This is a genomic window from Streptomyces sp. Ag109_O5-10 (assembly GCF_900105755.1).
Taxonomy (GTDB): domain Bacteria; phylum Actinomycetota; class Actinomycetes; order Streptomycetales; family Streptomycetaceae; genus Streptomyces.
The window spans coordinates 3018713-3044609 of record NZ_FNTQ01000001.1; the positions used below are offsets into that span (position 1 = coordinate 3018713).

At 70.5% G+C, this 25897-nt stretch carries 22 protein-coding genes and 1 tRNA gene; 2 read left to right on the forward strand and 21 right to left on the reverse strand.

The window, feature by feature from the left end; all coding sequences use genetic code 11:
• Positions 1 to 77 precede the first annotated feature (77 nt).
• The 16 genes from BLW82_RS13700 to BLW82_RS13775 form a co-directional block, all read right to left on the reverse strand.
• Positions 78 to 1517: an MraY family glycosyltransferase gene (locus tag BLW82_RS13700; protein ID WP_093499063.1), complete on the reverse strand. Its 1440-nt coding sequence runs from the start codon at positions 1515 to 1517 to the stop codon at positions 78 to 80.
• 150 nt (positions 1518 to 1667) lie between these two features.
• The gene (gene glyA, locus BLW82_RS13705; RefSeq protein WP_093499064.1) at positions 1668 to 2912 is read right to left on the reverse strand and encodes a serine hydroxymethyltransferase; all 1245 of its coding nucleotides are present in this window, start codon (positions 2910 to 2912) and stop codon (positions 1668 to 1670) included.
• Between the two features lie 762 nt (positions 2913 to 3674).
• A complete protein-coding gene (locus BLW82_RS13710; RefSeq protein ID WP_093499065.1) occupies positions 3675 to 4358 on the reverse strand; it encodes an arsenate reductase/protein-tyrosine-phosphatase family protein in 684 nt (227 codons plus the stop codon).
• Entirely contained in the window at positions 4355 to 5002 is a 648-nt protein-coding gene (locus BLW82_RS13715; RefSeq protein ID WP_093499066.1) for an L-threonylcarbamoyladenylate synthase, read from the reverse strand. Before BLW82_RS13715 ends, BLW82_RS13710 begins: the two co-directional genes overlap by 4 nt.
• A gap of 67 nt (positions 5003 to 5069) precedes the next feature.
• Entirely contained in the window at positions 5070 to 5915 is an 846-nt protein-coding gene (gene prmC, locus BLW82_RS13720; protein ID WP_093499067.1) for a peptide chain release factor N(5)-glutamine methyltransferase, read from the reverse strand.
• Positions 5916 to 5950: 35 nt separating this feature from the next.
• Entirely contained in the window at positions 5951 to 7027 is a 1077-nt protein-coding gene (gene prfA / locus BLW82_RS13725; protein WP_093499068.1) for a peptide chain release factor 1, read from the reverse strand.
• 113 nt (positions 7028 to 7140) lie between these two features.
• Positions 7141 to 7365: a 50S ribosomal protein L31 gene (gene rpmE, locus BLW82_RS13730; RefSeq protein ID WP_030049623.1), complete on the reverse strand. Its 225-nt coding sequence runs from the start codon at positions 7363 to 7365 to the stop codon at positions 7141 to 7143.
• Between the two features lie 305 nt (positions 7366 to 7670).
• On the reverse strand, positions 7671 to 8786 hold the full coding sequence (locus BLW82_RS13735) for an LCP family protein (protein WP_093499069.1): 1116 nt from the start codon (positions 8784 to 8786) through the stop codon (positions 7671 to 7673).
• Positions 8787 to 9004: 218 nt separating this feature from the next.
• Positions 9005 to 10777, reverse strand: a complete 1773-nt coding sequence (locus BLW82_RS13740; protein ID WP_256215785.1) for a trypsin-like serine protease — start codon at positions 10775 to 10777, stop codon at positions 9005 to 9007.
• 274 nt (positions 10778 to 11051) lie between these two features.
• Complete coding sequence (rho, locus tag BLW82_RS13745; RefSeq protein WP_093499070.1) at positions 11052 to 13085, reverse strand: transcription termination factor Rho; 2034 nt, start codon at positions 13083 to 13085, stop codon at positions 11052 to 11054.
• Between the two features lie 407 nt (positions 13086 to 13492).
• On the reverse strand, positions 13493 to 14422 hold the full coding sequence (gene thrB, locus BLW82_RS13750) for a homoserine kinase (protein WP_093499071.1): 930 nt from the start codon (positions 14420 to 14422) through the stop codon (positions 13493 to 13495).
• A gap of 310 nt (positions 14423 to 14732) precedes the next feature.
• The gene (thrC, locus tag BLW82_RS13755) at positions 14733 to 15791 is read right to left on the reverse strand and encodes a threonine synthase (protein ID WP_093499072.1); all 1059 of its coding nucleotides are present in this window, start codon (positions 15789 to 15791) and stop codon (positions 14733 to 14735) included.
• A 6-nt stretch (positions 15792 to 15797) separates the two neighbouring features.
• On the reverse strand, positions 15798 to 17090 hold the full coding sequence (locus BLW82_RS13760; protein WP_177232937.1) for a homoserine dehydrogenase: 1293 nt from the start codon (positions 17088 to 17090) through the stop codon (positions 15798 to 15800).
• Between the two features lie 157 nt (positions 17091 to 17247).
• Positions 17248 to 18639: a diaminopimelate decarboxylase gene (lysA, locus tag BLW82_RS13765; protein WP_093499073.1), complete on the reverse strand. Its 1392-nt coding sequence runs from the start codon at positions 18637 to 18639 to the stop codon at positions 17248 to 17250.
• Positions 18640 to 18655: 16 nt separating this feature from the next.
• The gene (gene nrtL / locus BLW82_RS13770; protein WP_093499074.1) at positions 18656 to 19633 is read right to left on the reverse strand and encodes an ArgS-related anticodon-binding protein NrtL; all 978 of its coding nucleotides are present in this window, start codon (positions 19631 to 19633) and stop codon (positions 18656 to 18658) included.
• 226 nt (positions 19634 to 19859) lie between these two features.
• Complete coding sequence (locus BLW82_RS13775) at positions 19860 to 20363, reverse strand: response regulator (RefSeq protein ID WP_093499075.1); 504 nt, start codon at positions 20361 to 20363, stop codon at positions 19860 to 19862.
• A 99-nt stretch (positions 20364 to 20462) separates the two neighbouring features.
• Here BLW82_RS13775 and BLW82_RS13780 point away from each other — a divergent pair.
• Positions 20463 to 20534, forward strand: a tRNA-Arg gene (locus BLW82_RS13780).
• A 175-nt stretch (positions 20535 to 20709) separates the two neighbouring features.
• On the opposite strand, the gene BLW82_RS46280 is transcribed toward BLW82_RS13780, so the two are convergent.
• Complete coding sequence (locus tag BLW82_RS46280; protein ID WP_371131337.1) at positions 20710 to 21477, reverse strand: DUF6083 domain-containing protein; 768 nt, start codon at positions 21475 to 21477, stop codon at positions 20710 to 20712.
• A gap of 24 nt (positions 21478 to 21501) precedes the next feature.
• Between BLW82_RS46280 and BLW82_RS13790 the strand changes: the two genes are divergently transcribed.
• The gene (locus BLW82_RS13790; protein WP_107408616.1) at positions 21502 to 22683 is read left to right on the forward strand and encodes an IS30 family transposase; all 1182 of its coding nucleotides are present in this window, start codon (positions 21502 to 21504) and stop codon (positions 22681 to 22683) included.
• Positions 22684 to 22751: 68 nt separating this feature from the next.
• On the opposite strand, the gene BLW82_RS13795 is transcribed toward BLW82_RS13790, so the two are convergent.
• From BLW82_RS13795 to BLW82_RS13810, 4 genes are read right to left on the reverse strand one after another with little or no spacing between them, the layout of a single operon-like run.
• Positions 22752 to 24125, reverse strand: a complete 1374-nt coding sequence (locus tag BLW82_RS13795) for a tyrosine-type recombinase/integrase (RefSeq protein ID WP_093499077.1) — start codon at positions 24123 to 24125, stop codon at positions 22752 to 22754.
• The gene (locus BLW82_RS13800; protein WP_177233288.1) at positions 24122 to 24292 is read right to left on the reverse strand and encodes a helix-turn-helix transcriptional regulator; all 171 of its coding nucleotides are present in this window, start codon (positions 24290 to 24292) and stop codon (positions 24122 to 24124) included. Before BLW82_RS13800 ends, BLW82_RS13795 begins: the two co-directional genes overlap by 4 nt.
• 16 nt (positions 24293 to 24308) lie before the next feature.
• The gene (gene repSA, locus BLW82_RS13805) at positions 24309 to 25670 is read right to left on the reverse strand and encodes a replication initiator protein RepSA (RefSeq protein ID WP_093499079.1); all 1362 of its coding nucleotides are present in this window, start codon (positions 25668 to 25670) and stop codon (positions 24309 to 24311) included.
• The gene (locus BLW82_RS13810) at positions 25663 to 25848 is read right to left on the reverse strand and encodes a hypothetical protein (RefSeq protein WP_093499080.1); all 186 of its coding nucleotides are present in this window, start codon (positions 25846 to 25848) and stop codon (positions 25663 to 25665) included. The genes repSA and BLW82_RS13810 overlap by 8 nt, the downstream gene beginning before the upstream one ends.
• Positions 25849 to 25897 lie beyond the last annotated feature (49 nt).

Sequence of the window (25897 nt, forward strand, 5' to 3'; positions counted from 1 at the left end):
CCGTTGTGTCTGGTATTGGGGGGCTTTGGTCCCCCACGAGTTGGCAATGCTCTAGTCAGATTCTTACCTTGCCGGGGTCAGCGGGAGGTCTTGGAAGGCCGCCGGTCCAGGAAGCGCGAACGCGCACCGAGGGCGGTCGCGCCGTTGCCGGGGGCCGCGGTCGCACCGGTCACCGGGGCCTTGGCCACGCCGTTCACCGGGGCAGCGGTCACCCCGTTCACCGGGGCCGCTCCGGCGGGCACCGGGGAGCGGTACGCGTCGTCGCCCGGCTTCTCCGGCTCCTCCCGCTCGACGGACGCCGCGACCTCGGCGGTCGCCGGCGCCGGCTCCTCGGCCGGCTGGCCCGCCCCACGGCGCCGGTAGCGGGGCGGCACGAAGGCCTGCGCCCAGACGGGTGCCCGCGGCGTGAACCGCGGCAGCAGGAGCAGCACCAGGCCGACCGCGCTGAGGAACGCCACGCCGAGCACGATCCACATGGACGCCGAGTTCACCGAGTAGGCCAGCGTGCCGAAGCCGATCAGCGCCGACCAGAAGTACATGATCAGCACGGCCCGGCTGTGCGAGTGGCCGATCTCCAGCAGCCGGTGGTGCAGGTGACCGCGGTCCGCCGCGAACGGCGACTGGCCGCGCCAGGTGCGCCGCACGATCGCCAGCACCAGGTCGGCGGCCGGCACCGCGATGATGGTCAGCGGCAGCAGCAGCGGGATGTATACCGGCACCGTCTGGTGCACGGCGTTGCGCTCGGACCCGGCGAACAGGTTCATCACGTCCGGGTCGACCTGACCGGTGATCGAGATCGCGCCCGCGGCCAGCACCAGCCCGATCAGCATCGAGCCCGAGTCGCCCATGAAGATCCGCGCCGGATGGATGTTGTGCGGCAGGAAGCCCAGGCACATGCCCATCAGGATCGCGGCGAACAGCGTCGCCGGTGCGGCGGCCTCGATCCCGTACGAGTACCAGATGCGGTAGGCGTACAGGAAGAACGCCGCGGCCGCGATGCACACCATGCCGGAGGCCAGGCCGTCCAGGCCGTCCACGAAGTTCACCGCGTTGATCGTGATGACGACCAGGGCCACCGTCAGCAGCGTGCCCTGCCAGGGCGTCAGGGCCACGTTGCCGACGCCCGGGACGGGCAGCCACAGGATCGTCAGACCCTGCATGACCATGACGCCCGCGGCGATCATCTGGCCGCCCAGCTTGATCAGTGCGTCGATCTCGAACTTGTCGTCGAGCACACCGATCAGCCAGATCAGCGCGGCGCCGGAGAGCAGCGCCCGCGGCTCGTTCGACTTCGCGAAGACCTCGTTCAGGTTGGACATGTGGTCGGCGACGAGCAGCCCCGCGCACAGGCCGAAGAACATCGCGATCCCGCCGAGCCGCGGAGTGGGCTCCCGGTGCACGTCACGCGCCCGGATCTCCGGCATGGCCCCCGCCACGATCGCGAACTTCCGTACCGGCCCTGTCAGCAGGTACGTCACCGCGGCCGTGATGCAGAGCGTCAGCAGGTATTCACGCACAGGCTTCCCCACATGTCTCGCTGGCCATCACAGCCCCACACCCTAGCGAGGGACGCATATGTATGGGGACTTCCGGGTAGCGACGATGGTTGCACGCAAGGCTGTGAGCCCGACTCACAGCGGGGTGTACGACGCTGCGCCTACCCCGTCTCACCCGGGATACGGCGGAAATCTACCGGTGAGCTCGCCCACCTCGGCACGCGCCCTCCCCGCGTCCGTGACTCCGCTCACCACGCCGGCCAGCAGCGCCGCGATCCGGGTCATCTCCGCCTCGCCCATGCCCTGTGTGGTGACGGCGGCCGTGCCCAGCCGCAGCCCCCGCGCGTCACCGTGCGGCAGGGCACAGCAGTCCAGCACGATCCCGGCGGCCGCGAGCCGGCCGCGGGCGGCCTTCCCCTCGACGCCGAGCGGCGCGGTGTCGACGGTGATCAGATGCGTGTCGGTGCCGCCGGTGGTGACGGCCAGCCCCGCCTGCGCCAGCCCGGCCGCGAGAACCCGCGCATTGGCGACCACCTGATGGGCGTACGCGGTGAACGCCGGTGTTGCCGCCTCCCCGAACGCGACCGCCTTCGCGGCGACGGCGTTCATCTGCGCACCGCCCTGCGTGAACGGGAACACCGCCCGGTCGAGCCGCTCGGCCAGCTCGGGCGCACCGCACAGCAGCATCCCGCCGCGCGGCCCGCGCAGCACCTTGTGCGTGGTCGCGCACACGACGTCGGCGTACGGCACCGGGTTCGGCGCGGCTCCCCCGGCGACGAGCCCGATGGGGTGGGCGGCGTCGGCGATCAGATAGGCGCCCACCTCGTCGGCGACCTCGCGGAAGAAGGCGTAGTCGATGTGCCGGGGGTAGGCGATGGACCCGCACACGATGGCCTTGGGCCGGTGGCTGCGGGCCAGCGTCCGCACCTGGTCGTGGTCGATGAGCCCGCTCTCGGCGTCCACGCCGTACCCGACGAAGTCGAACCAGCGGCCGGAGAAGTTCGCCGGGGAGCCGTGCGTGAGGTGACCGCCGTAGGGCAGGCCCAGGGCCAGCACGGTGTCCCCGGGCCGCAGCAGCGCGGCATAGGCGGCGAGCACCGCGGACGATCCCGAGTGGGACTGCACGTTCGCGTGCGCGGCGCCGAACAGCGCCTTGGCCCGGTCGACGGCGAGCCGCTCGGCGACGTCCACGATCTCGCAGCCGCCGTGGTAGCGGCTGCCCGGATATCCCTCGGCGTACTTGTTGGCGAGCGGCGACCCGAGCGCGGCCAGCACGGCCGGCGAGCTGAAGTTCTCGGCGGCGATCAGCTGCAACGACGTCGACTGCCGGGCGAGCTCCCCCAGCAGGATCTCGGCCAGCTCAGGATCCTGCCGTCGCAGGAGGTCGCCCTCGAGGAGGGCAGGGGTGACCGACATGACGTGCTCCGGGCGGTCGGCGGTGACGTACGTCCAATGTAGGCCGGGGACAGGGCGGACGCGCGGTCTGTACGTACGACCGTGGAGCCGCCCTGCCTCACCACCGGAGGAAGCCACGCGACCGCGGGTGCGTAGGGCCTGCCGCCCCGCCTCGCCACCGCAGAAGCCTCGCGACCGGCCACGCGACCGGCGGGTACGTAGAACCTGCCGCCCCGCCTCGCCACCGCAAAGGCCTTACGGCCGGCCAACGCGACCGGCGAGTACGTAGAACCTGCCGCCCCGCCTCGCCACCGCAGAAGCCTTACGGCCGGTCACGCGGCCACGGTACGTAGCGCCTGCCGGCCCGCCTCGCCACCGCAGAAGCCTTACGGCCGGTCACGCGGCCACGGGTACGTAGGGCCTGCCGGCCCGCCTCGCCACCGCAGAAGCCTTGCGGCCGGCCACGCGACCGCGGGTACGTAGGGCCGCCCGTGCCGGTCCGCCTCGCCGCCGCAAAGGCCTTGCGACCGGTCACACGGCCGCGGGTACGTAGGGCCTGCCGGCCCGCCTCACCACCGCAGAAGCCTTGCGACCGGTCACACGGCCGCGGGTACGTGGGGGTTGCCCGCGCGGTTCCTCGCGCCCCTTGCGGGGCGCTGCACCCCCGCGCGTCCTGTGCGGGACTCCACCGTCGTCACCGGCACCGCCGTGGGCAGGCGTTCCGCAGGGCGGAACGGGTGGGCACGGCCTGCAGCGCCGGGTGCTCCCTTGGGAGACGTGGGCTTACATGCGCGCCGGGACGCCGGTCAGCGCCGTGACCACCGGGTCCAGGGCCTCGTGTATCTCGTCGCCGATGGACTGGAAGAACGGGAGGGGGGCGCCGTAGGGGTCGTAGACCTCGTCCGCCTCCGCCGTCGGTGCCAGGAGCCAGCCGCGGAGGGCCGCCGCCGCGCGGACCAGCGCTCGGGCCCGGACGACCACGCCCTCCGACGTCGGCGGCAGCGTCGCCGGGTCTATCGCGCGGACCAGCCGGGTGAACTCCTTCAGCGTGAAGGTGCGCAGGCCCGCCGAGTGGCCCATGGAGATGACCTGGGCGCGGTGGTCACGGGTGGCGGTCAGGACCAGGTCGGCCCGGATCACGTGCTCGTCGAGCAGTTCGCGGCCCACGAACCCGGACGCGTCCGCCCCGAAGTCGGCGAGGACCGCCTCGGCGTTGGCCTCCATGGGCGCGCCCTCGTGCCCCCAGGTACCCGCGCTCTCCACGACCAGCCCGCCGCCGAGGAAGGCGCCGAGCCGGTCCGTCACGAGATGGCGGGTCAGCCGCTCGGTGATCGGCGAGCGGCACACATTGCCGGTGCTGACGTGGAGGATGCGGAAGCTGTCGCGCGGCAGCCCCACGAACGTCGTCGTGATCTCCGCCGCGCTCTCCCCGTTGCCTATGCCACGCCCCGCGTCAGGGGCTGTCAATTCGCCACCTCGAGGTCGGGTACGACCTTCCGCAGCTCCTCCGCCGAGATCGCGCCCGCGCGCAGCAGCAACGGAACTTCGCGGGTGACGTCGACGATCGACGAGGGGGCGTTGCCGGGGGTCGGGCCGCCGTCGAGGTACACGGAGACGGAGTCGCCGAGCATCTCCTGGGCGGCGTCACAGGTCTCCGGGGCCGGGTGGCCGGTGAGGTTGGCGGAGGAGACGGCCATCGGGCCGACCTCGGTGAGCAGCTCGATGGCGACGGGGTGGAGTGGCATGCGCACGGCGACCGTGCCACGGGTGTCCCCCAGGTCCCACTGCAGGGACGGCTGGTGCTTGGCGACCAGCGTGAGGGCACCCGGCCAGAACGCGTCGACCAGCTCCCAGGCCAGCTCGGAGAAGTCGGTGACGAGACCGTGCAGCGTGTTCGGGGAGCCGATCAGCACAGGTGTGGGCATGTTGCGGCCCCGGCCCTTGGCGTCGAGCAGGTCGGCGACCGCCTCCGAGGTGAAGGCGTCGGCGCCGATGCCGTACACCGTGTCGGTCGGCAGCACCACCAGTTCGCCCCGGCGGACGGCGGACGCGGCCTCGCGCAGACCCGTCACGCGGTCGGTCGCGTCGTTGGTGTCGTATCGCCGTGCCATGTCTAGCGGGCCTCCTCGTACACGTACAGCTGGACGTCGGAAAACACTGCCTGCGGGGTCGGGGTGCTCACGGCAGCGCCTTGCGGGCGGTCGCGAAGCGGGGGCGCCTGTTGAGGTCCGGGTGGTCGGCCGCGTCGGCCCAGCCCCGCTCCTCGGTGAAGATCCACGGCACCTGGCCGCCCTGGGTGTCGGCGTGCTCGATGACGACGACACCGCCGGGGCGCAGCAGCCGGTGCGCGGTGCGTTCGATGCCCCGGATCAGGTCCAGGCCGTCCTCGCCGGAGAACAGGGCCAGTTCCGGGTCGTAGTCGCGGGCCTCGGGGGCGACGTACTCCCACTCGGTGAGCGGGATGTACGGAGGGTTCGAGATGACCAGGTCGACGTGGCCGTCGAGGTCGTGGAAGGCGTCCAGGGCGTCTCCCTGGCGCAGGTCGACCCTGGAGCCCGCCATGTTCTTGCGGGTCCACTGGAGCGCCTCCTCGGACAGCTCCACGGCGTGCACGCGCGAGCGCGGGACCTCCTGGGCGAGGGCGAGCGCGATGGCGCCGGAACCGGTGCACAGGTCGACGATGCGGGGCTCGACCACGTCCATGGCGCGCACGGCGTCTATGGCCCAGCCGACGACGGACTCGGTCTCCGGGCGCGGCACGAACACCCCAGGACCCACCTGGAGTTCGAGGTACCGGAAGTACGCCCGCCCGGTGATGTGCTGGAGCGGCTCGCGCTGCTCCCGGCGGGCGATGACCTCCCAGTAGCGGGCGTCGAAGTCGGAGTCCTTGACGGAGTGCAGCGCGCCCCGCTTCACGCCGTGCACGAACGCGGCGAGCTCCTCCGCGTCGTTGCGCGGCGAGGGCACGCCGGCGTCGGCCAGCCGCTGGGTGGCCTGGGCCACCTCCGCGAGCAGCAGGTTCACGCTGGTCCTCCGTGTCGTACTCAGTCGTGCATGGCTTACGCGGCCGCGAGCTTGGCCGCCGAGTCCGCGTCGACGCAGGCCTGGATCACCGCGTCGAGGTCGCCGTCCAGGACCTGGTCCAGGTTGTACGCCTTGAAGCCCACGCGGTGGTCCGAGATGCGATTCTCCGGGAAGTTGTACGTGCGGATCTTCTCGGAGCGGTCGACGGTGCGGACCTGGCTGCGGCGGGCGTCCGCGGCCTCCTTCTCCGCCTCCTCCTGCGCGGCGGCGAGCAGCCTGGAGCGCAGGATACGCAAGGCCTGCTCCTTGTTCTGCAGCTGGCTCTTCTCGTTCTGGCAGGAGGCGACGACTCCGGTGGGGATGTGCGTGATGCGCACGGCGGAGTCGGTGGTGTTGACGGACTGTCCGCCGGGCCCGGAGGACCGGTAGACGTCGATCCGCAGGTCGTTCGGGTTGATCTCGACGTCGACCTCCTCCGCCTCCGGCGTGACGAGCACACCGGCGGCCGAGGTGTGGATACGGCCCTGCGACTCGGTGGCCGGCACGCGCTGCACGCGGTGCACACCGCCCTCGTACTTCAGCCGCGCCCAGACACCCTGTCCTGGCTCGGTCGCGCCGTTGCCGCCCTTGGTCTTCACGGCGACCTGGACGTCCTTGTAGCCGCCGAGTTCGGACTCGGTGGAGTCGATGATCTCGGTCTTCCAGCCGACGCGCTCGGCGTACCGCAGGTACATGCGCAGCAGGTCGCCCGCGAACAGCGCCGACTCGTCACCGCCCGCGCCGGCCTTGATCTCCAGGATGACGTCCTTGTCGTCGGACGGGTCCCGGGGGACGAGCAGCAGGCGCAGCTTCTCGGTGAGCTCGTCGCGCTGCTTGTCCAGCTCCTTGGCCTCGGCGGCGAAGTCGGGGTCGTCGGCGGCCAGTTCACGCGCGGTCTCGATGTCGTCGCCGGTCTGCTTCCAGGAGCGGAACGTGGCGACGATCGGGGTGAGTTCGGCGTAGCGCTTGTTCAGCTTGCGCGCGTTGGCCTGGTCAGCGTGGACCGACGGGTCGGCGAGCTTCTTCTCCAGGTCTGCGTGCTCGACGACGAGTTCCTCGACGGCCTCGAACATTTTTGGCTCCTGATACTGCTACGGCGTGGGGAAGGGAAGGCGGGCGACCAAAAACGCCGGTCCCGGGCACGCCCTCGCAGGGGCGTGGCCGTGGACCGGCGAAATGGGGCTCGCTACTTCTTGGAGCCGGCGGCAGCCTTGCCGAAGCGGGCCTCGAAGCGGGCCACGCGGCCACCGGTGTCGAGGATCTTCTGCTTGCCCGTGTAGAACGGGTGGCACTCGGAGCAGACCTCGGCACGGATGGTGCCGCTCGTGATCGTGCTGCGGGTGGTGAACGACGCGCCACAGGTGCAGCTGACCTGCGTCTCGACGTACTCGGGGTGGATCTCGCGCTTCAAGGTGTCTCCTAGATATCGGGAGGGCACCGGGTCGCTGCCGCGGGTTTGCGGGGCGTGAACCGGGGCCGACGTACCAGTCTGCCAGGGCTGGCCGTATCTCCCAAAACCGGGGGGCTTTGATCTTTATTCCGGGGCGGGGAGGAGGGTGCGCCTACGGGGGTGCCACGCTTTCGTCGGGTGCGAGTGCGGGTGCGTGGAGGCCGGTCGCGCGGTTCCCCGCGCCCCTTGCGGGGGCGGGTCGGTGGACCCACCCTCCCGCGGGCGCGGGGAACCGCGCGAGCAGCCACGGATCACCCGCAGCCGGACTACGACGTCACGACCCCCTTGGCCTGCCCCGTCGCCGTCCCCTTCGTGGCGGACGCCGGGATCGGCCGGTCGTTCTCCAGGGCCTTCCACACCAGCTTGGCCTTCGCCTCGGCCACGACCACCCTGTTCGGGTTCGACGGGTCGTACTCCACCGGCATGGTGACCATGCGCATGTTCTTGGAGCTGATCGACTTCAGGCCGTTCGCGAAGTCGGCCAGGGAGTTCACCGAGCCGAGGTCGGAGTCGGTGGTGACCGCCTTCGTCGCGGTGTCCGCCAGGTCGTACAGCTTCTTGGGGCTGGAGAAGACGCCCACTTGCTTGACCTGGTCGATGAGGGCCTTGACGAACGCCTGCTGGAGCTGGATGCGGCCCAGGTCGGAGCCGTCGCCGACGCCGTGCCGGGTGCGGACGAGGCCGAGGGCCTGCCTGCCGTCGAGCGTGTGGGTGCCGGCCTTGAGGTCGAGGTGGCTCTCCCGGTCGTCGATCGCCTTCGTCGTGGTGACCTGGACACCGCCGAGCTCGTCGATGAGCTTCTGGAAGCCGGAGAAGTCGACCTCCAGATAGTGGTCCATCCGGATGCCGGTCATCGCCTCGACGGTCTTGACCGCGCAGGCCGCGCCGCCCGTGGAGTACGCGGAGTTGAACATGACTCCGGTCGCGGCGGAGTGGGTGGTGCCCTGCGCGTCGGTGCAGGCGGGGCGGTCGATCAGGGTGTCCCGGGGGACGGAGACCACGGCGGCCTTCTTGTGGCCCTTGTAGACGTGGACGATCATCGCCGTGTCGGAGCGGGCGCTGCCGTCGTCCGCGCCGCCGCCGAGCTTCTTGTTGGCGCCGGAACGCGTGTCCGAGCCCAGGACCAGGATGTTCTCGGAACCGTTGTCGACCTTCGCGGGCCGGTCGGAGCCGAGCATCTGGTTGATGTCGACGGTCTTGAGGTTGCCGTTGAGCCTGAAGTACAGGTAGCCGACACCGGCGCCGCCGAGAACGAGGATGCCGGCCGCCGTCCAGGCCGTGACGCGCAGCGCCCTGCGGCCCGCCTTGCGGGACCTGCGGTGGCCACTGGCCTGCGGACCGGGCCCGGGTATGCCCGGACCGGGCGTGCTCTCGGCGGACATGGGCTCCTCTGTTCTCGTACGACTGGTCGGTTACCCCCTGCTTTCAGGGCCAGGCCCGGCGTACCAGGATCATCGGCGCGTACCGGACCATCGTCGCTCCGCCTGGTCAGACGGCGAAACTCGGGAAAGGGTTGCACGACGCAGTGTGCCCACCGCGTGGAGCGGTGGGCACACTCGGTGACCGGGCAAGTGGGGCGAGCCCCCACTCACCAGGTATTTCAGCCGAAGATGTCGTACTGCTGGAAACCGGTACCGAGCGACTTCCTTGTGCCGAAGATCTCACTGGTCGCCTTGCCGGTACCCGGGTACAGGTACAGCGTGCCGCCGGTGGTGCGGGCCAGGAAGTCGGCCTTGCCGTCGCCGGTGAGGTCACCGACAGCGGCCAGGGTGTTGTAGCCGGTCCAGCCGGTGCGGACCTTCACCCGGGCCGAGAAGAGGCCGGTGCCGGACTTGCCGGTGCCCTTGTACAGGTACAGGTCGCCGCCGCTGCTCTTGCGGGCCAGCAGGTCGGCCTTGCCGTCGCCGTTGAAGTCGCCGAAGCCGCGCAGCTGGTTGTACTGGCTCCAGCCGCCGCCGATCCTGACGCGCGCGGCGAAGGTGCCGTTGCCCTTGCCCGGGTACAGCCACAGCACGCCGCTGGAGTCCTCGGAGAGCACGTCCGGCAGGTAGTCGCCGGTGAGGTCGCCGGGGATGACGACGGCCTTGCGGGTCTTCCAGTTGGTGAAGAGCTTCGTCGTGACCCAGGACGCGCTGGTCTGGGCGCTGTTCAGCACCACGTGGTCCCAGTAGACGTCACCGGAGGACGCCAGCCGGTAGACCATGTCCTGGAAGCCGTCCCGGTTGAGGTCGGCCTGGAGGATGACGTTGACCCCACTCCAGTCACCCCAGGAGACGCGGGAGGCGAGCGAGGTGCCCTTGGAGTCCAGTTCGTAGCCGACCTTGGTCGACGACTTGCGGGCGAACAGGTCCGCCTTGTTGTCGTAGTGCTTGGTGAACAGGCTCAGGTTGGTGTCGGCGATCTGCGCGTAGGCGGCGCCGACGTAGGCGCTGACCTTCGTGAAGACGGCGTAGGCGCCCTTGGCGACGCAGTCCTCGACACCCCAGGAGACCACGCCGACGATCCGGCCGCCGACGACCAGCGGGCCGCCAGAGTCGCCGTTGCAGGTGGTCGTCGTGCCGGTGTCGCTGCCGGTGGCGGCCGTGCCCGCGCAGACCATGTGGCCCTTGACGAAGTCGGTGCTGCCGTAGGCGGCGGTGCAGGTGGCGTCCGGGTCGATCGGCAGCGTGGCCGTCTTCAGCGTGTCGGAGATGTCGTCCGTGGTGGAGCTGGTGCGGCCCCAGCCGTAGACCTTGGCGGTCTTGGCGGGCGTGCCCGTGTACGACGCGGTGTCGGTGTTCGTCGTCATGCGGATCGGGGTCGCCTTGACGGGGGCCGCCAGGGTGAGCACGGCGATGTCGTTGTTGGGGGCGCCGTGGGCCGACAGGCTGTACGACGGGTGGTTCCACTGGCGCAACACGGCGGTGGCGGTGCCGCCGTGCAGGTTGGCGGTGCCGTCGCTGTTGGTGGTGGGCAGCGAGGCGGTGCCGGTGACGACCGCGGAGTCCGTGGTGCTCCACTTGAAGCCCTTGACGCAGTGCGCGGCGGTGAGGATCTTCGTGGGCGAGATGACCGAGCCGCCGCAGAAGAAGCCGGAGTCGGTGCTCGCGTCGTAGTACCAGAGCTGGGCCATCCACGGCGCCGCGGAGATGGTGGTCGTACCGCCACCGATGATCTTCGGCGAGACGGCCGAACCGCTCGCGGTGGCGGTCGACTTCTGCGTGGACGTCGTACCGCTGTCGGCGGTGACCGCACGGGCGATCCGCTTGTTCAGGACGGCTTGCGACGGCGTGCTGACGACCGGCTTGGCCGTGGGCACCGGCTGGGTGGCCGCGCTGGCGGAGGTCGAGATCAGTGCGGCCGTGACGGCGGCGGCGATTCCGGCCGCGGCCACGGGCAGAGCGAAACGTATCCGGCGTCTGTGACGACCGCTCCCGGACGTGGGTGTACCCACCTAAGTCCCCCCTCGGGATAAGGCGTTCGTGTGTCGGTCGATTGACCGAAGGCGCGATCGTACCCCGGGAGAAAAACGCAAGGAACCGCCCCCTGCGCATTGCAGGAGGCGGTTCCTGTGCGCGCCCCGAAGGGGCGCGGGACTGCGTCCAGTGTGCGGCTGTCGCCGCGTGGGCGCGACCAGCCACGGCGAACCCGCGGCCGACGTACGACCGTCAGTCGCCGTTACCGGGCGTCGGCGTCGTCTTCTGGATCTGCATCAGGAACTCGGCGTTCGACTTCGTCTGCTTCATCTTGTCGAGGAGCAGTTCGACCGCCTGCTGCTGGTCGAGGGCGTGCAGCACCCGGCGCAGCTTCCAGACGATGGCGAGCTCGTCGGGGGCGAGCAGGATCTCTTCCTTACGGGTGCCGGACGCGTCCACGTCCACCGCCGGGAAGATGCGCTTGTCGGCGAGCTTGCGGTCGAGCTTGAGCTCGGCGTTGCCGGTGCCCTTGAACTCCTCGAAGATGACCTCGTCCATGCGGGACCCGGTGTCCACCAGGGCGGTGGCGAGGATGGTCAGCGAGCCGCCGTCCTCGATGTTGCGGGCCGCACCGAAGAAGCGCTTCGGCGGGTACAGGGCGGTCGAGTCGACACCACCGGACAGGATGCGGCCGGAGGCCGGCGCCGCCAGGTTGTAGGCACGGCCCAGACGGGTGATCGAGTCGAGCAGCACGACGACGTCGTGGCCCAGCTCCACCAGACGCTTGGCGCGCTCGATGGCGAGCTCGGCGACCGTGGTGTGGTCCTCGGCCGGGCGGTCGAAGGTCGAGGAGATGACCTCGCCCTTGACCGACCGCTGCATGTCGGTGACCTCTTCCGGACGCTCGTCGACCAGGACGACCATCAGGTGGCACTCGGGGTTGTTGTGCGTGATCGCGTTGGCGATCGCCTGCATGATCATGGTCTTGCCGGTCTTCGGCGGGGCCACGATCAGACCGCGCTGGCCCTTGCCGATCGGCGACACGAGGTCGATGATCCGGGTGGTCAGCACGCCCGGGTCGGTCTCCAGACGGAGCCGGTCCTGCGGGTAGAGCGGGGTCAGCTTGTTGAACTCCGGGCGGCCGCGGCCGTGTTCGGGCGCCATGCCGTTGACGGAGTCCAGGCGGACCAGCGCGTTGAACTTCTCGCGCCGCTCGCCCTCCTTGGGCTGGCGGACCGCGCCGGTGATGTGGTCGCCCTTGCGCAGGCCGTTCTTGCGGACCTGGGCGAGGGAGACGTACACGTCGTTCGGGCCGGGCAGGTAGCCGGAGGTCCGGATGAACGCGTAGTTGTCGAGGATGTCGAGGATGCCCGCGACGGGGATCAGGACGTCGTCCTCGGCCAGCTGCGGCTCGGCGCCGCCGATCTCGTCACGGCCGCGGCGGCCACGGCGGTCGCGGTAGCGGCCGCGACGGCCACGGCGTCCGCCGTCGAAGTCGTCGTCGTCCTGCGGCCCGGCGTTCCGGTCCTGACGGCCGCCGCCCTGCTGCTGCGGCTGCTGCTGACGGTCCTGCCGGTCCTGCTGACGGTCCTGGCGGCCGCCCTGGCCGCCGCCCTGCTGCTCGTCGCCCTTGTTGCGGCGGTCGCGGTCACGGCCGCGGCGGTCGCGACGGCCGCGGCCCTCGTCACCGGCGTCGGCGCGGGCGTCGCCCTGCTGCTGGGACTGCGCGGGCGTCTCGGCCTTCGCCTCGGACCGCGCCTCGGCGGCGATGGTCTCGGCGCCGGTGGCGGTGGGGCTGCCGGCCTCGGCGGTGGCCCGGCGACGGCGGCGCTCGGCCGGGGCGTCGTCCCCGTCGCGCTCTGCCTCGCCCGCGCGGCCGGCCGGCTGACCGGGGATCTCGATCTGCTGCTGGGCCACGGCCTTCTCGGCGGGGGCCTCGGCGGCCTGCTCCGCCTTCTTCTCGGCTGCCTCGTCACCCGTGCGGGCCTTGGAGGTCGCGCGGCGCTTCGGCTTGGTCTCGGTGGCGGTCTCGGCCTTGGCGGAAGCTCCGCCTCCGGCCTGCGCCTCCTTGATGACCTCGATCAGCTGGCTCTTGCGCATCCGCGCGGTGCCCCTGATACCGAGGCCGGATGCGACCTGCTGAAGCTCGGCCAGCACCATGCCCTCGAGGCCGGTACCGCGGCGCCGCCGGGAGCCGGCACCGGAGGCAGGCGCGGAAGCGTCCGTGGCGGGCGCGGCAGCGGTCTCCTCGACACGTGCGCCCATCAGATCGGTGGTGTCGCTCACGAAGGGTCCTTCCCTGGAGCGGACGTCGGCCTGTCTGGCTCGGCGACCGGTTGTGCTGTCCGGCTTTCGGTCCTTGCTTGTGTGGACCGTGCCGGGGCGGTGGTCCGCCAATGCGGCGGAAGAAATATCTGGTGACGGCGCTTCCGACGAGCCGTGGCACCCGGTGTCACGTGGCGTGGTAGCACCTGTTCCGGAGCGTGCCCAGCGGCCCTCTCAGTGCCCGGGTACGGCGTACTGCCCAGGTACGTCATACAGAACGCTGAGTGGCTTGGGAGACTCCCGGAAGAATGTCTGTCCCGAAGGGGGACACGAAGCACCTCGCCATGGTGAGGTCGGGTGCAGACTTGAGGTTAACACTACCGGATCCAACAAACATTCCCCCTCTCCAAATCCGGCAATCGTGCGCGTCACATGTCGCTGGAGGGCGCGAGCGGCAGCACGCTCGCTCCCTGAAGGTCCAGGTCGAGCCGGTTGGCGGCCCAGCCCGCACCCGCCAGGGCCTGCACCTTTTCGGCACTGCCGGCGTCGGCGAGCGCCATCACGGTGGGTCCGGCGCCGGAGATGACGGCCGGGACGCCGTCGGCGCGCAGCCGCTCCACCAGGGCGGCGCTCTCCGGCATCGCGGGGGCGCGGTACTCCTGGTGCAGACGGTCCTCGGTGGCGGGCAGCAGCAGCTCGGGGCGCCGGGTGAGGGCCTCGACGAGCAGGGCGGCGCGGCCCGCGTTGGCGGCGGCGTCGACGTGCGGCACGGTGCGCGGGAGCAGTCCGCGCGCGGTCTCCGTCAGGACCGGCTTCCCGGGCACGAAAACCACCGGAACGATGGAATCGCTGGGCTCCATCCTGATCGCGCGGGCGGCGCCGGACTCCATCCAGGAGAGCGTGAAGCCGCCGAGCAGGCAGGCCGCGACGTTGTCGGGGTGGCCCTCGATCTCGGTCGCGAGCTCAAGCAGGGCCGTGTCGTCGAGGCGGGCCTCGCCGCCTATGGTCACGGCACGCGCGGCGACGATGCCCGCGCAGATGGCGGCGGAGGAGGAGCCGAGGCCGCGGCCGTGCGGGATGCGGTTGGCGCACACGATCTCCAGGCCGCGGGGCTGTCCGCCCAGCAGGTCGAAGGCGGTGCGCAGGGAGCGTACGAGAAGGTGGCTCTCGTCACGTGGCAGCGTCTCGCTGCCCTCCCCCGCGATGTCGATGTGCAGCCCGGAGTCGGCCACCCGGACGACGACGTCGTCGTAGAGCCCCAGCGCGAGGCCCAGGGCGTCGAAGCCCGGGCCGATGTTGGCGCTGGTGGCAGGGGTGCGCACCCGGACGGCGGCGGCGCGGAACGCTGGACCGGCCATCGCTCGATGACTCTCCTTGAGCTGCGTGATGGTCGAATGACATTCGATAGGTACGTGGGGGACCCTCGGGCCGTGGAGACGGCGCGGCACCGCGCCATATGCGGAGGCATATGCAGCGGGCGGGTTCGGTACAGCCTATCGAAGGAAGGTTCTGTGGCGACATAGGGCGCACAGGAGGCGCACGATGCGTGTCGTAAGCCCCCTGTGCCCCCTCCCTAGGGAGTTCCCTGTCCGGGACACCCTCGCGGACGCCCTCGGGACACCCACGCGGACGCCCTCGGGTCACCCTCGGGTCGCCCTCGGTGATTCTCTAGGCGAGACCCAGCCGCTCGGCCGCGGCGGCCGCGTCGACCGGCACGGTGACCGGCTGCGGGGCGCCCGCGACGGCCCAGTCGGGGTCCTTCAGGCCGTTCCCGGTGACCGTGCAGACGATCCGCTGGCCCGGGTCGACCTTGCCCTGCTCGGCGGCCTTGAGCAGACCGGCGACGGACGCGGCGGAGGCGGGCTCCACGAAGACGCCCTCCTGCGCGGCCAACAGCCGGTACGCGCGCAGGATCTCACGGTCCGTCACCTCGTCGATGAGGCCGTCGGACTCGTCCCGGGCGGCGAGCGCGAACTGCCAGGAGGCGGGGTTGCCGATGCGGATCGCGGTGGCGATCGTCGAGGGGTCCTTGACGATCTCGCCGCGCACGATCGGGGCGCTGCCGGCGGCCTGGAAACCCCACATCCGGGGGGTCCGGGCGGAGATGCCGTCGGCGGCGTACTCCCTGTACCCCTTCCAGTACGCGGTGATGTTGCCCGCGTTGCCGACCGGCAGGACGTGGATGTCGGGCGCGTCGCCGAGCATGTCGACGATCTCGAAGGAGGCCGTCTTCTGGCCCTCGATACGCACCGGGTTGACCGAATTGACCAGTGCCACCGGGTAGTTCTCGCTCAGTTTGCGGGCGAGGGTGAGGCAGTCGTCGAAGTTGCCGTCGACCTGGAGGATCTTCGCGCCGTGCACGAGGGCCTGGCCCATCTTGCCGAGCGCGATCTTGCCCCGCGGGACGAGCACGGCGGAGACCATGCCCGCGCGCACGGCGTACGCGGCGGCGGAGGCGGAGGTGTTGCCGGTGGAGGCGCAGATGACGGCCTGCGCGCCCTCCTCCTTGGCCTTGCTGATGGCCATGGTCATGCCGCGGTCCTTGAAGGACCCGGTCGGGTTCGCGCCCTCCACCTTCAGGTGGACTTCGCAGCCCGTGCGCTCGGAGAGCACCTGCGCGGGCACGAGGGGCGTGCCGCCCTCACGGAGCGTCACGACCGGCGTGGTGTCGGAGACGGGCAGCCGGTCCCGGTACTCCTCGATGATTCCGCGCCACTGGTGGGTCATTGCTGGTTACTCTCCTTCAACCCGCATGATGCTGGCGACACCCCGCACGGTGTCGAGCTTGCGCAGCGCCTCGACGGTCCCGGAGAGGGAGGCGTCGGAGGCCCGGTGGGTGACGACGACGAGGGAGGCCTCGCCGTCCTTGCCGGTCTGCCGAACCGTATCGATGGAAACCCCGTGCTCGGCGAAGACGGTGGCGACCTGGGCGAGAACACCCGGTTTGTCGGCGACGTCGAGGCTGATGTGGTAGCGCGTGACGACATCGCCCATGGGCGACACGGGCAGGCCGGCGTACGCCGACTCGCCGGGCCCCGTTGCCCCGCTGAGCCGGTTGCGGCAGACGGCGACCAGGTCGCCGAGGACCGCGGAGGCGGTCGGGGCGCCACCGGCGCCGGGACCGTAGAACATGAGCTGCCCGCTGGCGTCGGACTCCACGAAGACGGCGTTGTACGCGCCGCGCACGGAGGCGAGCGGATGGGTCAGCGGAATCATGGCGGGGTGCACGCGGGCGGTCACCGAGCCGCCGTGGTCGGCGCGCTCGCAGATGGCGAGCAGCTTGATGGTGCAGCCCATGTTCTTGGCGGAGGCGAAGTCGGCGGCGGTGACCTCGGTCATGCCCTCGCGGTAGACGTCGTCGAGCCGGACGCGCGAGTGGAAGGCGATGCCGGCGAGGATGGCGGCCTTGGCGGCGGCGTCGAACCCCTCGACGTCGGCGGTCGGGTCGGCCTCCGCGTACCCGAGGGCGGTCGCCTCGTCGAGGGCCTCCTGGTACCCGGCGCCCGTGGAGTCCATCTTGTCGAGGATGAAGTTGGTCGTCCCGTTGACGATCCCGAGCACCCGGTTGACCTTGTCGCCGGCCAGGGACTCGCGCAGCGGCCGGATCAGCGGGATGGCACCGGCGACGGCGGCCTCGTAGTAGAGGTCCCTGCCGTGCTGCTCGGCGGCCGCGTGCAGGGCGGCGCCGTCCTGGGCGAGCAGGGCCTTGTTGGCCGACACGACGGACGCGCCGTGCTCGAAGGCGGTGGTGATGAGGGTGCGGGCGGGTTCGATCCCGCCGATGACCTCCACCACGACGTCGATGTCGCCGCGTTTGACGAGCGCGGTGGCGTCGGTGGTGACCAGGTCCGGGTCGATGCCCGCACGGACCTTGGAGGGCCGTCGTACGGCGACACCGGCCAGTTCGACCGGGGCGCCGATCCGCTGGGCGAGGTCGTCGGCGTGCGTCGTCATGATGCGTGCCACCTCTGAGCCGACGACCCCACAGCCCAGCAGCGCCACCTTCAGCGGACGCGTACGCATCATCCGACCTCGTTTCCTCATACCGTCTACGGTTGGACCAGTCTCACTCACCGGACGGGAGTTTCTACCCTTCGTCCGGATCGTGAGACATCTATTTCATTGTGCGGCGATGGCAGACAGGAGATCTTCCTCCCGCACCGTCCCCCTCCTCATCCGCCCGTCATCCGACGTCGAGCCGGAGCAGGTCCTCCTCCGTCTCCCGCCGGACGATCACCCGGGCCGCGCCGTCCCGCACCGCGACGACGGGCGGCCGGAGCACGTGGTTGTAGTTGCTGGCCATGGAACGGCAGTAGGCGCCGGTGGCCGGTACGGCGATGAGGTCACCGGGTGCCAGATCGCCCGGCAGGAACGCGTCCTTCACCACGATGTCCCCGCTCTCGCAGTGCTTGCCGACGACGCGGGCGAGCATCGGCTCGGCGTCGCTGGTCCGGGACACCAGCGCGACGCTGTACTCGGCGTCGTAGAGCGCGGTGCGGATGTTGTCGGACATGCCGCCGTCGACGGAGACGTAGGTGCGGAGGTTGTCGAGCGGCTTGATGGTGCCGACCTCGTAGAGGGTGAAGGCGGTGGGACCGACGATGGCCCGCCCCGGCTCCACGGAGATCCGGGGCGTGCGCAGCCTGGCGGCCTCGCACTCCCGGGTCACGATCTCGGTGAGCGCCTTGGCGATCTCGTGCGGCTCGCGCGGGTCGTCGTCACTCGTGTACGCGATCCCGAGCCCGCCGCCCAGGTCGATCTCGGGCAGCTCGACCCCGTGCTCGTCCCGGATGTCCTTGAGCAGCCCGACCACGCGGTGCGCGGCGACCTCGAACCCCGACATGTCGAAGATCTGCGACCCGATGTGCGAGTGGATCCCGATGACCTCGAGCCCGTCGAGCTGCAGCGCCCGCCGCACGGCCTCCGCGGCCTGCCCGCCGGCCAGCGGAATCCCGAACTTCTGGTCCTCGTGGGCGGTGGCGATGAACTCGTGCGTGTGCGCCTCGACACCCACGGTGATGCGGATCTGCACGCGCTGCCGCGTGCCGAGCTCCCGCGCGATGTGGGCGACCCGCACGATCTCCTGGAAGGAGTCGAGCACGATCCGCCCGACACCGGCCTCGACGGCCCTGCGGATCTCCCCCTCCGACTTGTTGTTGCCGTGGAAGGCGATCCGGTCGGCGGGCATACCCGCGGACAGCGCGGTGGCCAGCTCCCCGCCGGAACACACGTCCAGGTTGAGCCCTTCCTCGTGCAGCCAGCGCACGACGGCCCGTGACAGGAACGCCTTCCCGGCGTAGAACACGTCGGCGTCCGGTCCGAAGGCGGTGCGCCAGGCGCGCGCCCGGGCCCGGAAGTCGTCCTCGTCGAGGACGTAGGCGGGAGTGCCGAACTCCTCGGCGAGGGTCTTCACGTCGGCACCGCCGACGGTGACGACGCCGTCGGCGTTCCGGGTGACGGTCTGGGCCCACACCTTTGGGTCGAGGGCGTTGAGATCGGTGGGCGGGGCGGCGTAGTGCCCCTCGGGCAGGACGTCGGCGTGCCGGGGCCCGGCGGGGTGCGCGGAACGGCTCATTGCTCTTCGGGCTCTCTCAGAGGTGATCGGGTGCGTCGATGCCGAGCAGGGACAGGCCGCCGGCCAGCACCGTCCCGGCGGCTTCGGCGAGGGCGAACCGGGCGCGGTGGGCGGCCGAGGGTTTCTCGTCGCCGTGGGGCAGCACGGTCGGCAGGAACGGCAGCGCGGCGTCGGCGACGGTGACGAGGTGCCGGGCGAGCCGGTCGGGGGCGCGATGGACGGCCGCGCCGGTGAGGATGCGGGGGTAGTCGGCGAGGGCGGTGACGAGACCGCCCGGGGCGTCGGGAACGTCGCCGGGCACGGCACCGAACCCGAGCCGCCCCGCTCCCCGCCCGACGGCCCGCACCCGGGCGTGCGCGTACCGGACCCGGAACAGCGGGTTGCTCTCCCGCTGCACCAGATGATCGGCGGTGATGCGGGGCCGGTCGTGGGCGGCGGGATGCAGCAGGGCCCACTGGGCGGCGTCGGGCCCGAGCGGCGCGGGATCCTCGGGCGCCGGAACGGGCCGGAGACTGACGGGCTCCCCGTGCTCGACCTCACCACGGCCGCCCTGCGTCGCGACGATCCTGACCACGGCGTCGGCGACGACCTCGGCCCGCACGTCGTACGGCACCCGGAGCGCGACCACCTGACCGGCGAGGGCGTCGCCGTGCCCGTAGCCGGCTCCGAGACGGCGGATCTCCCCGACCAGGGTGGCGGTCGGCGACGAGGCGGAACTGAGCGAAATGTTGAGGAACCCGGGCCCGGTCACGACGACGTCCTCGACGCCGGCGCACTCCGCGAGCAGCGGCACCAGGATCTCCGCGACCAGTGCAGGCGGCTGCCCGGCGGGCCCGGCGAGCTGCAACGCGACGTTGGTGGCGTAGTCCCCGCAGCCACCCGGCCCCGGCGGCGTCACCACGACCCGCTCCGGCACGGCCACATCGAGCTCCCCGGCGTCCACGGCACGGCGCACCGCGCGCAGGACGGTACGGGAGAGCTCGACGGGAGTCACGGGACAAGCGTAGGGGAGGAGGGGGGTGGGTATGCGAGCCGGTTTGGCCAGGCTTCCGGCATGTGGACGGTGCGGCGGGGGCAGCGGGGCGACGCCGCGGCGGCACCGGGGGCGACGCCGCAGGGGCAGCGAGGGGGACGCCGCGGCGGCAAGGAGGGGGGCGCCGCGGCGGCAGCGAGGGGGCGCCCGGAGAGGCACCGGAGCTCAGGGACAGACGCAGCGGGGATCAGGGATAGGCGGGGTTGCCCCCGGCCCGCTCCCCCGAGAAGTGGACCTCGTCCCCCTCGCCCCTGCTCCGCCGCCGACGCTCGATCAACTCCCGCACCACCTGGACGAGTTCCGCGGGCTCGAAGGGCTTGGCGAGAAACGCGTCGACGCCGACGTCGAGACCGGTCTCGACCTCGTGCTGCGTGCAGGCGCTGACGATGGCGAGCGGAAGATCGTGGGTCCGCGGATCCGCACGCAGCTGGGCAGCGGTCCGCAGCCCGTCGAGCCGAGGCATCACGACGTCGAGGGTGATCACGTCGGGACGCACCCGATGAACGACATCCAGACACTCGGCACCGTCGGCCGCGGTCACGACCTCGATACCCTCCAGTTCGAGATTGACCCTGATCAGCTGCCGGATGACCTTGTTGTCGTCCACAACAAGCACCCGGCCCGACGCCCCTGGCACAACTCGAGAGTAGGTCCGGACCGGCCACCGCGTCCGGGTTTTCCCGACTTCCACCCCCTCCGGGCGAGCACCCCCGCGAAACCCGTTCCTGATCACCCCGACCGAGCTGGTAGTGTTCTACCCGTCGCCGCGAGCAACAGCTCAAAGCCAGACGCCCCCGTAGCTCAGGGGATAGAGCAACGGCCTCCGGAGCCGTGTGCGCAGGTTCGAATCCTGCCGGGGGCACCCCTTATGAGGTGCCCAAAGACCCCGTCACCAGCGGAAACGCTGAGGCCGGGGTCTTCTTGCATGTGCAGGCGTATGCGGCGTTGGGCAGCACTATGACGGCCTCTGTGGACTATTTGTGGACAGGATCTTGGAGCATCGACCCAGGTCAGCCCACCGATTCAGCCGAAGCCCATTATCCGGCGTCCGGCCACTCTTCGGGAGCATGAGGCGGCTCGGGCTCGTTCAGCCGCTCGGCCTGCCGGGCGTTCTCCCCTCGCAGGCTCGTCAACCACGGCCAGAGATCCGGGAGGGACTGCTCAGGACAGGCAAGACGATGCTCGATGCGGCACCGCTGGAACGGCTCGGCAGGACAGACGCCGTACACCGCCACTCGCCCGTCGGACGTCTCGATCCACCGGTACTCCGCCGGCACCAGGTGGGCGAGCGGAGCCATGTCGGGCTCCAACAGCACCCAGTCGTGTTCGATCGTCGCCACGCGTTCCTGTGGCAGACCGCAGTACGGGCACATCAGCCGTGACTCGCCCAGCCTGCGCGTCGACTTTTTGGAAGCCCCCATATAGCGAGGGTCGGCACTCTGTCCGACCGCGCGTAGAGGGCGAATCGGACGGGACGCCTGGGGTGCCCGGGCAGCAGCGAGAGGGAAAGTGACGCGAAAGGTGCATCCAGCAACCGACGGCTTAGGGAGTGCGGCCGGTACACGACGAAGCCCCCAACCCGTAAAGGCAAGTTCTACTGATCCCCGCAACACCCTGGAGTTCAGGGAGCTGCGGGGATCGTGGATTTCGAGGTGTTGAAGGCGAGGTTCTTCGAGGCGCTGGACCGGGAGGGCGGCAGCGTTACCCTGGCGGCTCGGGCAGTCGGGGTGAACCGCAACACGGCGTTCGGGTGGGCCCGTAAGGCCGGTGTCCGCGGTCGTGGGAAGCCCGGCAGGTCTGGCCATCAAGGCCGGGCGGAGTACGAGCGGCTGCGTGCGGCTGGAGTTCGGCGCCGGGATGCCGCCGCGCAGGTCGGCGTCCACGAGCGCACCGCCGAGGACTGGGACCAGGGCATCCGCCAGATCGGCCACTCCCGGCTGCGTCCTGACGGACGCTTGATCGTCTATAAGACCGGTGTGACCATCATCAAGCCGCCGCTTCTCGCAGCGGTCGACGCGCAGCTGCACCCCCGGTTTCTGACCGTGACCGAGCGGGAGACGATCGCTGACATGCACCGGGCCGGCCACTCGTTGAGGGCGATAGGGCGGGCTCTGGGGCGGCCGGCGTCCACGGTCAAGCGGGAGATCGACACCCGGGCGGTCGACGGCGTCTACCGGCCGCACAGGGCCCAGCGGGCATGGGCCGAGAGCCGCGCCCGGCCCAAGGCATCCAAGCTCGCCGCAGACGGTCCGCTGCGTCGATACGTTGAGGACAGGCTGCGCGAACGCTGGTCACCGGAGCAGATCAGTCACACTGCGGCCATCGAGTTCCCCGACGACGAGAGTATGCGGGTGAGTCCGGAGACGATCTACCAGGCCATCTACGTCCAGGCCCGAGGCGGCCTGCGCCGCCAGGTCGCGGTCGCGCTGCGCACCGGGCGCACCCGCCGCAAGCCTCACCGCAGCCCGGAGCAGCGCACTCGCCGCTTCTTCGACGAGATGGTGATGATCTCCGAGCGGCCGCCGGAGGTTGAGGACCGAGCGATTCCCGGTCATTGGGAAGGCGATCTGATCGTCGGCCCACGCAGCGAGAGCGCGATAGTGACCCTGGTCGAGCGCTCCACCCGCTACGTCATGCTCGGACATCTGCCCGGCGGACACACGGCCGGGGAAGTCCGCGATGTGCTGGTGCCGCTGATCCAGGCCCTGCCCGAGCACTTGCGCGGTTCGCTGACCTGGGATCAGGGCTGCGAAATGGCCGCGCACAAGCAGTTCACCGTGGCCACCGGCGTGCCGGTCTACTTCTGCGACCCCCACTCGCCCTGGCAGCGCGGCTCGAATGAGAACACGAACGGCCTGCTTCGGCAGTACTTCCCCAAGGGCACCGACCTGTCCGCGCACAGTCCCGCAGACCTTGAACACGTCGCCCAGCAGCTCAACGGTCGGCCACGCAAGACGCTCGGCTGGAGAACCCCAGCCGAGCGTCTGCGTGATCTACTGATGGCCGCATAAGCCATCAGGTGTTGCGGGGATCCCGAGAATCCGCCAAAGGCTGGGGGCTGTTCGCCGAGCGACCCAATTCACTCGTACTCGCTCAGGAGATCTTCAATCTTCCGGTTGGCGATCTCCTGCCGCCCGTCGATGCACTTCGCATAGCGGCCGAGCAGGACTTCAACGCTGTTTCCTGCCCGCTGGGCCACCTCGGTCGGGTCTACGCCGGAGTTGAGCCAGGTGGATAAGGCCGAGTGCCGGAGGTCGTACGGCCGAGCAGCGAGTGGTGATTCGACCGCGGCCGGCGGAAAGGCCAGCGTCCGAGCCTCCTGCCAAACGCGGTAGTACGTCGACGAGCCGACCACTCCCCCACGCTCGTTCGTGAACAACCGCCCGTCCTCAGCAGTGCCGAAGGTGTCGAGGTGCTGCTTGAGAATGACGACGAGCTGAGGCGGAATCGGAACGAGCCGGACCTCCTCGGCAGGGCGATTCTTGAGACCCCGGTCGTCGTGAGTCTCGCCCGAGTCCGTCCACTGCTTTCCGGCACTGGGCCGCGTCCGGTTCAAGAGCGCCGTACCCCAGCCGCGTTCTGGCAGCTTCAGGTCTGCTTCGCTGAGCGCCACCGCCTCAGCCGGCCGGAAGGCTCCGTAGTACATGCAGGCGAACAGGCCGACGAGTCGACGACCGCGGGCCCGGTCGTACCCGCCGACGTACGACACGGCCGTCAGCAGAGCACGTGCCTGCTCGGGGTTGGCGACCACGCGCGGGTCGACCTCTCCGGCGACCTTCGGCTTCTTCCACCGGATCTGGGCCACCGGGCTCTCTTTGAACTCCCCGAGGTCCACCGCGTAGTGCAAAGCGTTGACCAGGGTTCGCCGCTTACGCCGGACGGTCTCCGCGGCTGCAGCGGTTCCGTCGAGCTTCAGCCTCAGCGAGTCCAGGACCGTCCTTGCCAGGGCAGCATCACCGAGGTCTGCCAGAGGTCGCGAAGCTTTCGAGACCCAGCTCAGAGTGTTCGCGACGTCATCGGGCAACTCGCGCTCATCGGGCCCGGGAAGGACAAACGCCCAGTTGCGGAGCGTCTTCCTGATCAGCTCTTCAGGCGGCTGGCCAGGTCGGTCGTCCAAGAGAGCCATGGTCACCGCCGTCAGCGACTCGTTGATCCCACTGCGCGTGTTGGGAGCAGCGTGGGGCCACTTCATTGCGAGGTACCTCAGAGCAAAGGCGTACCAGCTCATCGAAGCTGCCTTTTCGACCATCGAGTCAGGCAACCCGCTGGCGGTGTCGAACCCCTCACCCCCATGCGCGGCCTGGAGCAGTTTGGATCGGTAGTGATCCGCCAGCCCTTTGGTCCGAAACTGTTCCGAGAACACGTTCCCCGCGACGACCCACCGAACGTCATAGGACGACTTCTTCGTGTTCCGCTTACGAACGCCCCACACCTTTACGTCCAGAGACTTCACGCTGCTGCCTCCAGTTGCCGCAACCACGTGGTGAAGTCGCTCCGCCAGACCCTGAGCTCCCCGTTGGGCAGCTTGAACGAAGCTGGCCCATGTCCCAGCTCACGCCAGCGGTAGAACGTCCGTCGAGACACTCCGCCGAGCTCGCTAAGGATCTGCGGGACGGTCATCAGCTCGTCTTTCACGTCAGGCTCCTTCCAAAGCGGAGAGTTCTTCGCGGGCGGTTTCGCGGTTGTGCTGGAGGTCGCGAGCGATGGTGGCGGCGAGGGCGGATTCGCCGGGGGTGTGACCGTGGCCTGCGTACTGCCAGTCGGCGAGGACGAGGACGGTGTCCGGCTCGCGCTCCTCCAGACCGAGGGCCTGCCGTTCCTGCGCGGCGCGGAAGTCGGCGCGGGCCTGGCGGAGTTCGCCGAGGGTGGTGGAGTAGCGGCGCGACTTGGAGGAGAAGTGGCCGCGGAACCCGAGCATGTGCGCCCAGGCCCACAGGCGCCGGTCGGGGTAGAGCGGATCGAGCTGCTTGCAGGCTTCGATCAGGCGGCGGGTGTGGTCGGGGACCTGGTGGCGGTCGAGTTCGGAGAGTTCGCCGATGCGGCGGTCCAGGGTGCCGGTGTTCTCGGCGGCCTTGGTGGCGTACTTGGCGACGTAGGAGGCAACGGCCTGTTCGGTGATGTCGGAGCCGTCGCCGAAGGCCTTCACTGGGCGCACGTCGAGCTGGGTGCCCCAGCGGAAGGTCCGGGCGGGCTGGTCATCGGCGGCCGGGGCGGAGACCGAGGTATAGGAGTGCGCCGCGGCGGCGTGGATCGCGTCCGTGAGGAGGCCGACGCTGGCCCAGGACGGGGGCGGGGTGTCGGGTCCCTCGGGTCCGTCGATGCGGATGACGGCGTGGAAGTGCAGGGCGCCGCGCTTCTGGAATTCGGCGACCTTGCCGTAGGAGAGCCGGGCCGACTCCTTCAGTTCCCGTTGTGTCAGGCCGGCGCGGGCGGCGATCTCGCGGCGGAGGCGGTTGGTGAAGCGCTGCCAGAGGTCGCCCGCGTGGTTGTTGAAGAGGACGGCTCCCGCGTAGTCGTACGTCGCGGGATCGAGGGCCGTGCCGAGCGTGGGATCGGCCGCGGGGTGGTGGGTGCCGCAGCGGCAAACGCCTCGGTCGGGCCGGTTGTGGACGGGGCCGAAGGACGGGGCGGTGAGGGTGGCGAAGACGCGGGGGTGGTCGCGGACGGTGGAGGGGATGTCGCGGCGGTCGTCTCCGGCGAGGCCTGCGCGGATGAGGTGGTAGGTGTCGCCCGCGTAGGTGAAGGCGCAGGAGGGGCAGCGGGAGGCGCGGCGGTTGCCGCAGGCGACGCGGAGGCGTCCGCCCGGCTCGCTCTCGGTGGAGTAGTGGTGGAGGGTTTCGCCAGTGGTCTTGTCCTTGGTGAGGGTCCAGCCGGTGAGGTGGATGGGGTCGGCGCATCCTCCGGTGCGCTTGATCTGGTCGTGCCAGCGGTCGTAGTCGTCGGCCGAAGCCACCCTCAGCAGGTCGCCGAGGGTGGTCGGGTCGAGCAGGTCAGGCACGCGCGGCCTCCCGTGCTCGGGTGGTGCGGGCGGTGCCGGTGCCGTGGCAGGCCGGGCAGTGGGCCGTGATGGTGCGCAGGTGGCCGTGGTGGTCACGGCCGCCGAGGGTGATGGCGGCGGAGGCGAAGCCGTCGCAGGCCGGGCAGATACGGGACGGCGGTCGGGTGCGGTGCGTCATGCTGGGGGTTCCTTCCGGTTGCGAGATCGGGATGGGGCACGGCTCCCGG